At 39.7% G+C, this 13905-nt stretch carries 13 protein-coding genes; 10 read left to right on the top strand and 3 right to left on the bottom strand.

Annotated features, from left to right (window positions below; all coding sequences use genetic code 11):
* Nucleotides 1-107 precede the first annotated feature (107 nt).
* From liaX to A5888_RS05560, 3 genes are all read left to right on the top strand, one after another.
* Nucleotides 108-1718 carry a daptomycin-sensing surface protein LiaX gene (gene liaX / locus A5888_RS05570; protein ID WP_086348199.1) on the top strand — a complete coding sequence of 537 codons (1611 nt, stop codon included), beginning with the start codon at nucleotides 108-110 and terminating at the stop codon, nucleotides 1716-1718.
* Nucleotides 1719-1880: 162 nt separating this feature from the next.
* Nucleotides 1881-2192 carry a PspC domain-containing protein gene (locus tag A5888_RS05565; protein ID WP_086348367.1) on the top strand — a complete coding sequence of 104 codons (312 nt, stop codon included), beginning with the start codon at nucleotides 1881-1883 and terminating at the stop codon, nucleotides 2190-2192.
* Nucleotides 2192-2548, top strand: coding sequence for a phage holin family protein (locus A5888_RS05560; protein WP_086348198.1), 357 nt, complete (start codon nucleotides 2192-2194; stop codon nucleotides 2546-2548). The genes A5888_RS05565 and A5888_RS05560 overlap by 1 nt, the downstream gene beginning before the upstream one ends.
* A gap of 32 nt (nucleotides 2549-2580) precedes the next feature.
* On the opposite strand, the gene A5888_RS05555 is transcribed toward A5888_RS05560, so the two are convergent.
* Nucleotides 2581-3483: an excinuclease ABC subunit UvrC gene (locus tag A5888_RS05555; RefSeq protein WP_170924711.1), complete on the bottom strand. Its 903-nt coding sequence runs from the start codon at nucleotides 3481-3483 to the stop codon at nucleotides 2581-2583.
* 221 nt (nucleotides 3484-3704) lie between these two features.
* On the opposite strand from A5888_RS05555, the gene hprK reads away from it, so the two are divergent.
* The 6 genes from hprK (at nucleotide 3705) to A5888_RS05525 (ending at nucleotide 8845) form a co-directional block, all read left to right on the top strand.
* Nucleotides 3705-4640, top strand: coding sequence for an HPr(Ser) kinase/phosphatase (gene hprK / locus A5888_RS05550; RefSeq protein WP_086348196.1), 936 nt, complete (start codon nucleotides 3705-3707; stop codon nucleotides 4638-4640).
* Between the two features lie 11 nt (nucleotides 4641-4651).
* On the top strand, nucleotides 4652-5488 hold the full coding sequence (gene lgt / locus A5888_RS05545) for a prolipoprotein diacylglyceryl transferase (RefSeq protein ID WP_086348195.1): 837 nt from the start codon (nucleotides 4652-4654) through the stop codon (nucleotides 5486-5488).
* Between the two features lie 44 nt (nucleotides 5489-5532).
* Nucleotides 5533-6543 carry an NAD(P)H-dependent glycerol-3-phosphate dehydrogenase gene (locus tag A5888_RS05540; protein WP_086348194.1) on the top strand — a complete coding sequence of 337 codons (1011 nt, stop codon included), beginning with the start codon at nucleotides 5533-5535 and terminating at the stop codon, nucleotides 6541-6543.
* A 13-nt stretch (nucleotides 6544-6556) separates the two neighbouring features.
* On the top strand, nucleotides 6557-7465 hold the full coding sequence (galU, locus tag A5888_RS05535) for a UTP--glucose-1-phosphate uridylyltransferase GalU (protein ID WP_086348366.1): 909 nt from the start codon (nucleotides 6557-6559) through the stop codon (nucleotides 7463-7465).
* A gap of 358 nt (nucleotides 7466-7823) precedes the next feature.
* Entirely contained in the window at nucleotides 7824-8243 is a 420-nt protein-coding gene (locus tag A5888_RS05530) for a DUF948 domain-containing protein (RefSeq protein WP_086348193.1), read from the top strand.
* 26 nt (nucleotides 8244-8269) lie between these two features.
* On the top strand, nucleotides 8270-8845 hold the full coding sequence (locus A5888_RS05525; protein WP_086348192.1) for a YtxH domain-containing protein: 576 nt from the start codon (nucleotides 8270-8272) through the stop codon (nucleotides 8843-8845).
* Between the two features lie 60 nt (nucleotides 8846-8905).
* On the opposite strand, the gene A5888_RS05520 is transcribed toward A5888_RS05525, so the two are convergent.
* A complete protein-coding gene (locus A5888_RS05520; RefSeq protein ID WP_086348191.1) occupies nucleotides 8906-10006 on the bottom strand; it encodes a M24 family metallopeptidase in 1101 nt (366 codons plus the stop codon).
* Between the two features lie 211 nt (nucleotides 10007-10217).
* Between A5888_RS05520 and ccpA the strand changes: the two genes are divergently transcribed.
* Entirely contained in the window at nucleotides 10218-11219 is a 1002-nt protein-coding gene (ccpA, locus tag A5888_RS05515; RefSeq protein WP_086348190.1) for a catabolite control protein A, read from the top strand.
* 94 nt (nucleotides 11220-11313) lie between these two features.
* Here ccpA and A5888_RS05510 read toward each other — a convergent pair whose 3' ends face one another.
* Complete coding sequence (locus A5888_RS05510; RefSeq protein ID WP_086348189.1) at nucleotides 11314-13905, bottom strand: transglycosylase domain-containing protein; 2592 nt, start codon at nucleotides 13903-13905, stop codon at nucleotides 11314-11316.

The raw sequence follows: 13905 nt of genomic DNA, 5'->3' as shown, positions 1-13905 counted from the left end.
GTTAAAATTCATTCTTAAGTCCTATGACAAAAAACGAAAAAGAAGGCATAATAATACATGTAAGGAAAACACCTTAGGGTGAAAAATTTGCTAAGGAGGCAATTTCCATGAAAGAAAGAGAACGAGTATTGGATTTAGTAAAAAAAGGAATCCTGACATCGGAGGAAGCCTTGGTCCTATTAGAAAATCTGGCAACTGAAAAAGATGAGAAACAAATCAAAAAGGCTGCCGATGAAGTAGATGTAACAACGACAACTGTTGATTCAAAAGAAAAAGATGCGGTAGCTGATTTAGTAGACGAGCTGGAAGCACATGAAAAAACTGTACATACAGAAAAAAGTGCGGCTGACTCATTCGAAGAACAAGCAAAAGAAAGCTCCGAAGCAGATCGTAAAAATCTTGAAAAGATTTTGGATGATTTAGCAACAAAAGCGAATCATACATCTGTTGAGCTAGATGAGATCAATGCTGAAATCGTAGGAATCAAAGAAGAAATCAAAGAAACACAAGAATCTCTGATGGAACTTAATACCAAAGAAGAATTGGGTGAGCTTTCAGAAGAAGAGCGTGAAACACGGGCTACATTAGAAGAAGAATTGAAAAACTTGGAAGATGCTTTGGCAGATCAAAACCAAGAAAAAATTGCATTAGAAGCAGAATTGAAAAATATTCGTAAAGAACAATGGTCTGAAACAAAAGATCATGTCACTTCTAAATTTGATATTCCAGATGACTGGAAAGATCAAGCAACAGATACCTTGAACCAGGTTGGGGAAAAAATGAGTGAAGCCGGCTCACAATTAGGCTCATTCTTGAAGAAAACATTCAGCACGATTAGTGATACAGTGAATGATAATGTGGAATGGAAGGATATCAATTTCCGAGTACCTGGTGTAGCTACAACCAAATTCGATCATGAATTCAATTATCCAGATGTTGAAGCAAGCTTGATCGATGTAAAAGTAGCAAACGGCAACATTGTTTTCAAAACTTGGGACAAAGAAGATTTGAAAGTTGAAGGGAAAATCAAGCTTTATGGCAAGATGGATGCAGATACACCGTTAGAAGCATTCCTTGAAAGAAGTCAAATTGATGTGGATGAAGAAGTTATTTCATTCCAAATCCCTAACAAGCGTGTAAGAGCTGATTTGGTATTCTACTTACCAGCACGTACGTACGACCATGTATCAGTTAAATTATTGAATGGCAATATCAATGTTGAAGAGCTGAAAGCGAAAGATGTTTACACAAAATCAACGAACGGCTCAATCACATTTAACTCAATTGATGCAACGATGCTTGAAGTCGAAGGTGTCAATGGAGATATCAAGATTATCAAAGGTGAGATTCTTGATAACGTAATCGAAACTGTAAATGGTACGGTTACTGTACTGGCAACACCACAAAATATGTCTGTCTCTTTAATCAATGGTGATGTTCGAATCACTGCGAAAGAAGATACATTAAGAAAGATCGAAGCAAGCTCTGTTAACGGAAATGTGAAAATTGCATTACCTGAAACCATTGGTGCAGAGGGAACTGTTAAAACAAGCTTAGGAAGTATCAATAGTCGCTTGTCAGATTACGAAGTGATTCGTGAGAAGAAAGATCGGACCAATCAATTGCTTCAATTCCGACGCGTGAATGATGAAAAAATGGCGCAGATCAATGCATCTACAACAACAGGAAACATTTATTTGAAAGACACAGACAAATAAGTGTGTAGAACGAGATCTCGCTAAAGGTGGATAGCTCCAAGAAATAGAATGGATAATCTGAAAATGGTTTATCACAATTTTAAGAACATCCATTCTATTTCTGAAAGAGCTGTATTCTTTAATCAAATGAAAAAACTACTTAGAGTAAGAGGTGAAATTAACATGAAAAAAAGATTGGCTAAATCTCCTGATAACATAGTACTGACTGGTTCATTAGCTGGTATTGCAGAATGGCTTGGTATCGATCCTACAATCGTTCGTGTATTGTTTGTGATCATCAGCTTCTTCTCAGCTGCGTTCCCTGGCTTCTTGGTATACATCATTTTGGCTATCGTAATGCCTTCTGGCCGAAAGAACAGAAGAAACCACAACCCATATGACAATTACAATCAAAATACTAGAAATGAGAACCCGTATAAAGCACAGCGAAAACAAGCAGAAAAAGTTGACGACGAAGACTGGAGTGACTTTTAATGACCTACTTTCAACGTCTGGTCGTTAACACTCTGACGTTCGTTTCTCTGGCAGTGATTTTCCCAGATATGATTCATGTAAAAAGTTTGGGGATAGCTATTGTCGCAGCGTTCGTTTTATCTGTACTGAACATGCTTGTGAAGCCAATATTGACCCTTTTATCATTACCATTTACTCTGATAACATTTGGTTTGTTCAGCTTTGTAGTGAATGCGATGATTTTGAAGATGACCTCCTTCTTTGTGGGAGAGATGAATTTTGGTTTTTCCGGCTTTGGGGCAGCGATTCTGATGGCTGTCATCATGTCCCTTGTGAATGCAGTAGTTAGTGAACACAATTTGAACAAAGAAGAATAGATAGACAGCCGGTATTTAGCCGGTCTGCCTATCTATTTTTTTATAGAAAACAGGTGATAATCTGTTGTTCGTTGCAAATAAACATGAAGAATGTTAATAAAATCGATTTGTTCTTTAGAAAAAGAATCGATTGTTTGGACAGAAGTAGGGATCAGTTCTTTTCCAAGCTTATGCAAGGTCCGCTTATTTCTCGTTAAAAGTGCAGGGAAATTTTTTTCTATGACAACAAGACCTTGGTAAATTAGGTAACATTTCTGCCCGTCTACACTTGGGAGCCACAAAGCATGCCATTCTTTCTGACTGATTGGATGAAGCAATAGTTGGGAATGTTTTTGAAAAAAAAGATGAACCATGGTTAAATCATCCCGCCATTGAGCCGCTTGGATGAAGTGCAGATTTTCAGAGAATTCCAGCATCTTAGAGGTTATTCGCTTTTCGAGCTGCTCAGAATCACCTGTAAATGCCTGAAGGAGCTCTGCTAATACGACTTCTTTATTTTCAGGTTCTGTTGGCTGTGCATAGAGCTGTTGCCATAAATCATTTGGTTTGAGTGCATAAAGTTTATCGAGTATGTCTTTGATTTCCGGCAATTTCCGATAGACTGTGTAGGGACCAAAGGAATAGTTCCCCGAAGGCAAGGTAGTGATAGACAGGCTAAGCCTCATTTTCTCTACTGAAATATTCATATAGCTGTAGCGTTCAAAGGCATTCATTTGGCGATTATACATGGGTCGATGTTGTTGAATCAACCGGCATTCGAGAAGCAAGGCATCTAGCTCAGTCTCTGTTTGAATGGTATCAAATGTTGCTAGGTGCAGAAGCATTCTCTTGGTTTTCGACGAATGGCTTTTGTTGTTGATAAAGTAGCTGCTGACACGTTCTTTTAGTTTTTTTGCTTTCCCTATATAAAGAATCGTTCCCGTCTTGTCTCGCATGAGATAAACGCCTGGAGATAGAGGCAAAGACCGTGCTTTTATTTTCAGTTTTTCGTTCATCATATAGTACACTCGATTTCTATAAAAGTACCATAAGTATACATTGCACAGTAAAATAGTCAAGATAGCCATATTTGTGAGGGAAAAAGGAATAAGTGTAGAAACTTACTGTCTGAAATGATAAAATAAAGCGGAGACAGGAAAGGAATGAGTCAGGTTTTATGTCAGAAACAGTGAAAATACGTCAGTTGGTGGAAAAGCTTTCTTTGGAGACCGTGTTCGCCACAGAAGAGGCATTAGATAAAGAAATTACGACAGGAGATATTTCGCGTCCCGGTCTTGAGTTGACTGGTTATTTCAGCTACTATTCTCATGATCGGTTACAACTGTTTGGAAATAAAGAAATTGCATTTGCTGAGCGAATGATCCCGGAAGAACGTCTGTTAGTCATGCGTCGCATGTGTTCAGATGATACGCCGGCATTTATTATTTCACGTGGGCTTGATGTGCCAGAAGAAATGATCCAGGCAGCGAAGGAAAAAAGTCTGGCTATTTTACGTTCGCCAATTTCAACTTCTCGTTTATTAGGGGAGATATCTAGTTTTCTTGATGATCAGTTGGCTACCCGTACCAGTGTTCACGGAGTGCTAGTGGATGTTTATGGGTTGGGCGTACTGATTCAGGGAGACAGTGGAATTGGAAAAAGTGAAACGGCTCTTGAGCTGATTCAAAGAGGGCATCGATTGATCGCTGATGATCGAGTAGATGTTCATCAACAGGATGAACTGACGTTGATAGGTGAGCCACCAAAAATTCTGCAACATTTGATTGAAATCCGAGGAATAGGTATTATAGATGTAATGAATCTTTTTGGTGCGAGTGCCGTAAGAGGTTCAATGCAAGTTCAATTAGTTGTTTATCTAGAAGCCTGGGCAAAGAACAAACAATATGATCGTCTAGGCAGTGATGATGCGGTAGTAGAAATCGGAAATGTGGATGTGCCGCAAATCCGAATTCCAGTAAAAACCGGTCGAAATGTAGCGATCATTATTGAAGTTGCCGCAATGAACTTTCGTGCGAAAAGCATGGGGTACGACGCAACACAGGAATTTGAAAATAGACTAACCCAATTAATTGAAGAAAATTCAGGAATGTAGGTGGAGTAGTCATGCTGGCTCAAGTTAGCCCAATCGCTTTTCGTTTGTTCGGGATTTCTGTCTATTGGTATGCAGTAATCATTGTTTCGGGGATTATTTTAGCTGTGTGGCTAAGTAGTAGAGAAGCTGTACGTGTTGGTCTGAAATCAGATGATGTTATTGATTTCATGATTTGGGGATTGCCTAGTGCAATCATCGGCGCCAGGTTGTACTATGTTGCTTTTGAATGGCAGGATTATATAGAGAATCCAATTGATATTTTTCTGACCAGAAATGGTGGTTTAGCGATTTATGGGGGACTAATTGGCGGAGGAATCGCCTTACTGTTGTTCACCCGACATCATTTCATTTCTACATGGACCTTTTTGGACATTGCTGCGCCAAGTGTCATATTAGCGCAAGCAATCGGCCGTTGGGGGAATTTTATGAATCATGAGGCTTACGGCCCTGATACAACTAGGAATTTTCTGGAGAGTCTTCATTTGCCCAATTTCATTATTGACAATATGGAGATCGATGGTATTTTCCGACAACCAACTTTTCTATATGAATCGGCTTGGAACGTACTCGGATTCATTGTGTTAGTCCTTCTTCGTAGGAAAGAGAACTTTCTGAAAGAGGGTGAAGTCTTTCTATTGTATATTATCTGGTATTCGTTTGGGCGCTTCTTTATTGAAGGCCTGCGAACAGATAGTTTGTATATTTTTGGGTTACTTCGTGTGTCACAACTACTCTCGCTTGTACTGTTTTTCGGTGCGATAGTGGTTTTGTTTATTCGAAGAAAGAATCCAAAAATCGCTTTTTATAACAGAAATCAAAAGCGTGTAGAAAGAAACAAAACGACATAGCTGAGCAATAAATGACGTATTCATTTTAGGAGGAGACAGACATAATGAAACAAAAAATAGCTGTTTTAGGTCCGGGTTCATGGGGGACTGCACTGGCACAGGTTTTAGCAGAAAATGGACATGACGTTCGTATCTGGGGGAATGTAGAAGAGCAGATCGATGAAATCAATCAATTTCACACAAATAAGCGCTATCTTCCAGATTTGGTTCTACCTGAATCAATCAAAGGAACGAAAACAATGGAAGAATGTATTGATCAGGTTGATGCAGTTTTATTCGTTGTTCCTACGAAAGCAATGCGTTCGGTAGCAAAAGAGTTTACTGCATTATGCAAAAATCAACCGTTGATCATTCATGCTTCAAAAGGCTTGGAGCAAGGAACGCATAAACGTATTTCAGAGGTATTAATGGAAGAGATTCCTGCAGATAAACGCAAAGGTGTAGTAGTACTCTCTGGCCCAAGCCACGCAGAAGAAGTGGCTGTTCATGATATCACAACAATAACGGCAGCTAGTGAAGTGCTTGAAAATGCAGAATATGTGCAGAATTTATTCATGAATAACTATTTTAGGATTTATACAAATGAGGATGTCGTTGGTGTTGAAACTGGTGCGGCGTTGAAAAATATCATCGCGTTAGGTGCCGGTGCAATCCATGGCCTTGGTTTTGGCGATAATGCCAAAGCAGCGATCATGACACGTGGTCTGGCTGAAATCAGCCGCCTCGGTGTTGCAATGGGTGCTAATCCGTTGACCTTCATTGGGTTGAGCGGTGTAGGAGACCTTATTGTGACCTGTACAAGTGTCCATTCACGTAATTGGCGAGCTGGGAATCTTTTAGGTGAAGGCCATGATTTGGATGAAGTACTGGAAAATATGGGCATGATCGTCGAAGGTGTCTCGACAACGAAAGCTGCTTATGAATTGGCAGAACAAATGAATATTGAAATGCCAATTACAGAAGCCATTTACCAAGTCCTTTATGAGAAAAAAGATGTGAAACAAGCAGCAAAAGATATTATGCTAAGAGATGGGAAGACAGAAAATGAATTCTAAAGGAGAAAGCAAAATGAAAGTAAAAAAGGCAATCATTCCTGCGGCGGGGTTAGGAACAAGATTTTTACCTGCTACAAAGGCAATGGCAAAGGAAATGCTTCCGATTGTAGACAAACCAACGATTCAGTTTATTGTTGAAGAAGCTTTAGCCTCCGGTATTGAAGATATTTTAATTGTTACTGGGAAAGCAAAACGGCCAATCGAAGATCATTTTGATTCAAATATCGAGTTGGAAACAAACTTAAAAGAAAAGAATAAGACGGAATTGCTAAAGCTTGTTGAAGAAACAACAGATGTAAATCTGCATTTTATTCGTCAATCTCATCCAAAAGGCTTGGGTCATGCTGTTTTACAGGCGAAAGCTTTTGTCGGTAATGAGCCATTTATCGTAATGCTGGGTGATGACATCATGGAAGACAAGATTCCATTATCTAAGCAATTGATCAATGATTATGAAAAAACACATGCAGCGACACTTGCAGTAATGGAAGTGCCACATGAAGAAACATCAAAATATGGGATCATCAATCCAGAAACAGAAGTGAGCAAAGGCCTCTATAATGTGAAGAATTTTGTTGAAAAACCAAATCCAGAAGATGCACCAAGTGATTTGGCAATCATCGGTCGATACTTGTTGACACCGGAAATCTTCAATATTTTAGAAAATCAAGCACCTGGTGCGGGTGGAGAAATTCAGTTGACTGATGCGATCGATACATTGAACAAAACGCAGAGAGTATTTGCAAGAACCTTTACGGGACAACGGTTTGATGTTGGTGACAAGTTTGGCTTTATGAAAACAAGTATTGAATATGGCTTGACACACCCAGAGGTCAAAGATAATCTTAAAGCCTATTTGATTGAGCTTGGTCAGCAGTTGAAGGCAGAGCAAGAACAGGTAGCGAAGGAAAAAAATAGTTAAGTAAACTGGCATCTTTTGTGATGTAGAGTCTGGGACAAGAACAAAATCCCAGGCTTTTCCTTTATTGGTGTAAAAAAAGTGACAAGTTTTTCAGTAGAGAGAAACGCAGTAAATTGGTATAATTATTTCAGGTAAACGAGAGAGGATTTCGTTTGATTATCTACAGTAGTGGGACCATCCTATGGAATGGTTTGAAATCACTTGGCTTGATATGAGACAGTTGAATCAATAGGTTGATGAATTCCTTGCAACGAAGTTTTTAGCAACGCTGTTAGGAAAGAGGCTCATGATGAAACATTTGTAGAAAAACACATCAAATGTTATTCTAATTAAAATGGATGTTGAAAGGAGAAATGATATGACAGGTGGAGAAATTGCAGGGCTGATTGCAGCTTCGGCATTTGCTGTGTTGGTTGTGTTCATTGCCTTGGTCCTATGGAAAATTTCCAAGACCGTTGATCAGGTAACTAAAACAGTAGACAAAGCAAACAAAACGATTTCGGTTGTTACAAATGATGTAGACATTTTGACAAAACAGGTAGAGGGACTGCTTGTGAAGAGTAACGATCTTCTGAATGATGTCAATCAAAAGGTAGCAACCATTGATCCTTTATTCCATGCAGTAGCTGATTTAAGTGACAGTGTTTCTGAGCTGAATCATTCCAGTAAAAATCTGGTGAGTAAGATTGGCTCAGCTGGAAAAGCAACTTCTAAAGCAGGAGTAGTTGGAAAAGTAGGCGGCGCCGCTTTTCGAGCAATGCGTTCAAAAAATAAATAGTATATAAAACTTGGAGGAATGATCAAATGGCAAAGAAAAGTAGATTTCTATTAGGAGCAGTTATCGGCGGAACAGCCGCCGCAGTTGCAGCTTTGTTATTGGCACCAAAATCCGGAAAAGAGTTACGAAAGGATTTGGCTGAGCAAGCAGATCAATTCAAAGATAAAGCATCTGATTACACAGAGTATGCAAAAGAAAAAGGCGATGAGCTATCTTCTATTGCAAAGGATAAAGCAGATTCTTTTGGTGGACAAGCAAGTGGTTTAGCTGGAAATATCAAGGAGCGCTCAAAAGATTCATTTAATCGAGCACAGGATGTTTCCGGATCAGTACTTGAAACACTGCGTAAACAGACGGATGATCTCTCCAGTCGTTTTAAGAAAACTAAAAATGAATTATCTGATGAAATGGATGAGTTTGCAGATATAGCAGAAGATACTTCAGATGATATTTTTATCGATGTTAAAGATTCTGCTGAAAAGGCAAAAGAGATTGTTTCAGAAGGTAAGGCAGAAGCAAAAGCTGCAACTGCTGATGTACCTGAGAAAGTAGAAGAAGCTAAAAAAGATATTAAAAATGCGGCAGATGAAGTTGTGAAGTAAGTAAATAGTAATAAAGAAACAGCTAGTTGGAAACCAAGGTTTCCAACTAGCTGTTTGTGTTTATCCAAGTATTTGCAGTTCTTTTGGTGTTTTAGTAAAGGCTTCACAGCCGTTTGCTGTCACATGAACACAATCTTCGATACGGACACCGACTTTCCCAGGGATATAAATACCAGGTTCCATAGAGAAGCACATCCCTTGTTCAATCACTAGGTCGTTTCCTGTGATTAAGGAAGGAAATTCATGCACAGTTGTGCCGATCCCGTGTCCTAAGCGATGATTGAAGTATTCACCATAGCCAGCTTCTTCAATTATTGAACGAGCGATTTGATCAAGTTCACCTGCTGTTATTCCTGGTTTAACAGCTGCTGTAGCCGCTAACTGTGCCTCAAGGACAATGGCATAGATTTCTTTCTGGAAGGCTGTAGGCTCTTGATAAGCGACAGTTCGAGTTGCATCACTGCAATACCCTTTCCAAACAACACCTAAATCAAACAGGACAAGGTCGCCGGAAGTCACTGTTGCTGCTCCTGGTGTACCATGCGGACTGGCGGCATTTTTTCCTGTCAATACAAGGGTGTCAAAGCTCATGGAGCGGACGCCTTTTCGTTTTAATTGATATTCGATTTCAGCAATGATTTCTTGTTCAGCAGCCCCTTCAGCAACCGCTTGAAATCCAATTTCGAAAGCGACATCTGCCCAATTACCAGCTTCAAGTAGGAGATTGATCTCAGCTTCTGTTTTAATCAATTGAAGCTTTTCAACGATAGGTGTTGCATTTGTTGAAATATCTGCAGCTGGGAAGTAGAAGCGAAGTGCTTCAAAACGAGCAATAGATAAGTATTCTTTTTCTGTAGCTATACGCTTGGGGAGGCCATTTTTTTTGATGTGCTGAGCGATTTTTTCCCATGGATTTTCTCCATCCATGTACCCATAAACTGGATAATCCCACATACTGTTTTGTGCATCCTCAACTTCAAGAGCCGGAGTAAAAAGAAATGGTTCACTTTCTAAAGAAATGAAGAGCGCCAACACACGCTCATGGGGATCACTCTCGTAACCGGAAAAATAGGCAATATGATGAGGATCGCTAATATATGTAAGATCGATTTTTTCCTCTTTCATCCATTGTTTTAGTTCATTGATTTTTTGTTGATTCATGACCATCCTTCTTTCTATATGAAGCTGCAAATTTGTTTTATTTATCATACCATGAAAATCAGTTTTTTTCCTTTTGAAAATAGAAATGCTAAATTTCATGAAAATGGTATAAAAACGGTTGCAAAATAAATTTAACTCTGCTATCCTAGATAAGAAATGTAAATGAAGTTTTCTGAAAACGAAAACTAATATAAATTCTAGGAGAGAAACCATGGAAAAACAAACGATTACAATTTATGATGTTGCTCGTGAAGCAGATGTATCAATGGCAACCGTTTCCCGCGTAGTGAATGGTAATCCAAACGTTAAGCCGGCAACCAGAAAGAAAGTACTGGAAGTCATTGACCGCTTGGATTATCGCCCAAATGCTGTTGCTCGAGGACTGGCAAGTAAGAAAACAACAACTGTCGGAGTGATTATTCCTGATGTCAGCAATATCTTTTTCTCTTCATTGGCAAGAGGGATCGATGATGTTGCAACAATGTATAAATACAATATTATTCTAGCGAACTCTGATGGAAATGATCAGAAGGAAGTCAATGTGTTGAATAACCTGCTTGCGAAGCAAGTGGATGGCATCATTTTTATGGGACACCATATCACTGATGAGATCCGTGGTGAATTCTCACGTTCTAAAACACCTGTCGTTTTAGCTGGTTCTATTGATCCTGATGAGCAGGTTGGTAGTGTAAACATTGATTATAGTGCTGCAACAAAAGATGCAACAGATATTCTTGCTAAAAATGGCAATAAGAAAATTGCGTTTATCAGCGGTGCATTGATCGATCCTATCAATGGCAAAAATAGAATGAGCGGCTACAAAGAAGCTCTTTCAGAAAATGGTCTGACTTACAGTGAAGGCTTGATTTTCGAAGCAGAATACCGATTTAAGGATGGTATCAATCTTGCTGAACGGATTCGTAACAGTGGAGCGACTGCTGCTGTTGTTACAGATGATGAATTGGCGATTGGCTTGCTAGATGGCATGCTGGATGCCGGTGTCAAAGTACCGGAAGAGTTTGAGATCATCACAAGTAATAATTCATTACTGACAGATGTTGCTCGTCCAAAGCTTACAAGTGTGACTCAGCCTTTATATGATATTGGTGCAGTAGCGATGCGTCTACTGACTAAATTGATGAATAAAGAAGAAATCGAAGATAAAACTGTTGTGCTTCCTTATGGTATTGAGAAAAAGGGTTCAACGAAGTAATATAGATGGACATTCTGCTTGCAAGAGCTGGATGTCTATTTTATATGGAATAGAGTAAAAAAAAGGAGCAGACGGATATCTGCTCCTTTTTTTGCTAGTCTGATGGTGTTGGTTCAACCGACCCTTGAGGTGTTTCTTCTTCTGAGGTGTCGCCACCATTATTGTTTTCTTCAGGAGGTGTTTCATTGTTGTTATTTTCATTATTATTGTTGTTATCTGTGTCAGTGTTTGGATCTGGCTCTGGATCTGTATTGGTATTTCCACCAGCAGTTCCCGTATTGTTGCTATTATTGTTACTGTTGTTATTGTTATTTGTATTCGAACTTCCTGATCTAGATGAACCAGATGAACCGGAAGAGCTTGCTGGTTTAGTAGAGAGATACTTACTCCAATACGCTTGGTAATTGGCATCTGTTCCACCATAACCAAATTTATACTGACTATCTGCCGGCCCATTTTTAGCAAAATAAGAAACAACTGTTCCGCCGGAAACACTGTATCGAATATTGTTGTATGTGAAGCCACCGTCTTTATCGCCCGTTAGTTTAGATACATTGGCTTGGATGACGTCATCTGTAAGTGTGAAGCGTTCCTCTGCATTGAATAAATCTGGTCTGACCGTATAGATGGCATTCGTCAGATAGGCAAGGTACGTGCTGTTTTGAATACCGCTGTCGGGACTCATTATACTATTTTCATCGTAACCGCTCCAAGAGCTGATGGTGATGCTAGGGTTGGAGACTACCAGCCAAGCATCTCTATAATCATTTGTCGTACCGGTTTTCCCTACGAAGTCTACGCTTGCCAGTTGCGGGTTCAAACCGGTAATCACGTCTTTGAAAGGTGTCGTGATTTTAGAATCCAGTACGGAACGCATCAAATCATTCATAATTGATGCTGTTGCAGGAGAATATACCTGTACGGGTGTTTCTTGATGCTGATAAATGACATTTCCGTCATTGTCGATGATTTTTTCGATCATATAACCTTTTTGGTAGACGCCGCCGTTGGCAAGTGCTTGGAAACCATTTGTTTGTGTATAAACAGATGCTTCCACAGAGCCTAGAGGTGCCGATTCATAGGACCAGCGTTCATCCGCAGGATAGTTCATCTTGCTTAAATAATTATTATAAGAGAAGTTGTCGTCACCCATTTGTTCCTTCATTGCATTATTTAAATTGACGACTGGAATATTGTAGGACCATTCCAGTGAAGTACGGACAGTGTCAAAGGTGTTTGTTCCTGCATTTGTTGCATTTTCAAGCACGCCACCCGTTTTATACTTCGTTGGATAATTGGCCAGTCGGCTTTCCGAACCGATCATTCCCTGATCGATTGCCGGACCATAAACCGAAATCGGTTTGATTGTCGATCCTACCTGACGCTCTGTATCGAACGCATGGTTATTTTGATTGATATCGTAATTACGCCCAGCTACGAAGCCGATGATTTTACCTGTTCGGTTGTCCATCAGAATATTTCCGGTTTCTACTGATGTAGCCGCGTAGCCATCATCTAACAGATAGCCATAGTTGGCAACCGCTTCCTGCATCGTATTGTATACAGTCGGATCGATTGTTGATTCAATCGTATAGCCGCGATTCTCAATTTGTCTTCGCGCTTGTTCCTCGTACTGATCCAGTCCCACTTGATCCAGCTCAGCTCTATTCACTCCGGCTTTCTCAATGTTCATATCCATGATAACATCAACTGCTTGATTCAATACGGTATAGTATAAGAAGCCTTCGGTTGTTGTATTGGCCTGTGCGCTAGGTAGAAAGTCCTGAGCTAGGTCGTAGCTTTTTGCTGCGTCATACTCTTCTTTAGTAATCATTTTTTCACGATACATATTGAAGAGAACATCGTCTTTTCGAGCCATACCTGCAGATACATCTTCCTTCAACTCTCCCGTATTAAGATAAGGCGTGTAAACAATCGGACTTTGAGGCAGCCCTGCAATGAAAGCGGCTTGCGGTAAGGTTAGATCGTTTGCGCTTTTACCAAAAAGTCCTTTGGCTGCTTCCTCTACACCAGCAATATTTTCACCTTTATTGTTTCTACCAAATGGGGAAACATTTAAATAGGTAGTTAATATCTCATCTTTACTAAAGAAATTTTCAATACGATAAGCGAGTAAAATCTCGTTCGCTTTTCGTTTGAAGGTTGTTTCGTCTGTCAGTATCTGTTGTTTTACCAACTGCTGTGTCAAGGTTGAGCCCCCAGAAGAGCCGCCAATCCCGGCTACGTCAGAAAGTAAAGCACGGATTAATGCCTTAGGAACAACACCGTCATGCTCCTCGAAATATTCATCTTCTGTGGCGATCACTGCATTTTTCAAAAGCTGAGAAATATGCTCACCATCTACACGTGTTCGAATCAAATCAGATTTGATTGCTGAAATCGTAGAGCCATCAGCATAAGTCATTTTGGAAACTTCTGTGATGTCACTGATTTCTTTTTGTAGCTCTTCTTGCGTTGGAGGATCTGTTCCTTCTACTAATGAAGCAAAGTATCCCATACCGACTCCCAGCCCTAATGAGCCACCTAAAATGAGTGCAATAACAGCAAATAGAACAAGAGCTTTTAACACCCGTATAATGACATTAAGTGTAAAGAATGTCTTCTTTTTGTCGAGTAGCTTATGAGAATCATGGTTCTTTTGATTCGAATTTTGTTGATTGTCCAA

This window comes from Enterococcus sp. 9E7_DIV0242 (genome assembly GCF_002140975.2).
GTDB classification, from domain to species: Bacteria; Bacillota; Bacilli; order Lactobacillales; family Enterococcaceae; genus Enterococcus_L; species Enterococcus_L clewellii.
Note: the sequence above shows the minus strand (reverse complement) of the source record. Positions and strands in the feature narration are given on the sequence as shown.

Bases quoted from the DNA above. Each gene is read 5' to 3' on its own strand.
- liaX (WP_086348199.1), top strand. From the start codon at position 108: ATGAAAGAAAGAGAACGAGTATTGGATTTAGTAAAAAAAGGAATCCTG.
- galU (WP_086348366.1), top strand. From the start codon at position 6,557: ATGAAAGTAAAAAAGGCAATCATTCCTGCGGCGGGGTTAGGAACAAGA.
- A5888_RS05525 (WP_086348192.1), top strand. From the start codon at position 8,270: ATGGCAAAGAAAAGTAGATTTCTATTAGGAGCAGTTATCGGCGGAACA.
- A5888_RS05540 (WP_086348194.1), top strand. From the start codon at position 5,533: ATGAAACAAAAAATAGCTGTTTTAGGTCCGGGTTCATGGGGGACTGCA.
- A5888_RS05555 (WP_170924711.1), bottom strand. From the start codon at position 3,483: ATGCGAGACAAGACGGGAACGATTCTTTATATAGGGAAAGCAAAAAAA.
- A5888_RS05560 (WP_086348198.1), top strand. From the start codon at position 2,192: ATGACCTACTTTCAACGTCTGGTCGTTAACACTCTGACGTTCGTTTCT.
- ccpA (WP_086348190.1), top strand. From the start codon at position 10,218: ATGGAAAAACAAACGATTACAATTTATGATGTTGCTCGTGAAGCAGAT.
- A5888_RS05530 (WP_086348193.1), top strand. From the start codon at position 7,824: ATGACAGGTGGAGAAATTGCAGGGCTGATTGCAGCTTCGGCATTTGCT.
- lgt (WP_086348195.1), top strand. From the start codon at position 4,652: ATGCTGGCTCAAGTTAGCCCAATCGCTTTTCGTTTGTTCGGGATTTCT.
- A5888_RS05520 (WP_086348191.1), bottom strand. From the start codon at position 10,006: ATGAATCAACAAAAAATCAATGAACTAAAACAATGGATGAAAGAGGAA.
- A5888_RS05565 (WP_086348367.1), top strand. From the start codon at position 1,881: ATGAAAAAAAGATTGGCTAAATCTCCTGATAACATAGTACTGACTGGT.
- hprK (WP_086348196.1), top strand. From the start codon at position 3,705: ATGTCAGAAACAGTGAAAATACGTCAGTTGGTGGAAAAGCTTTCTTTG.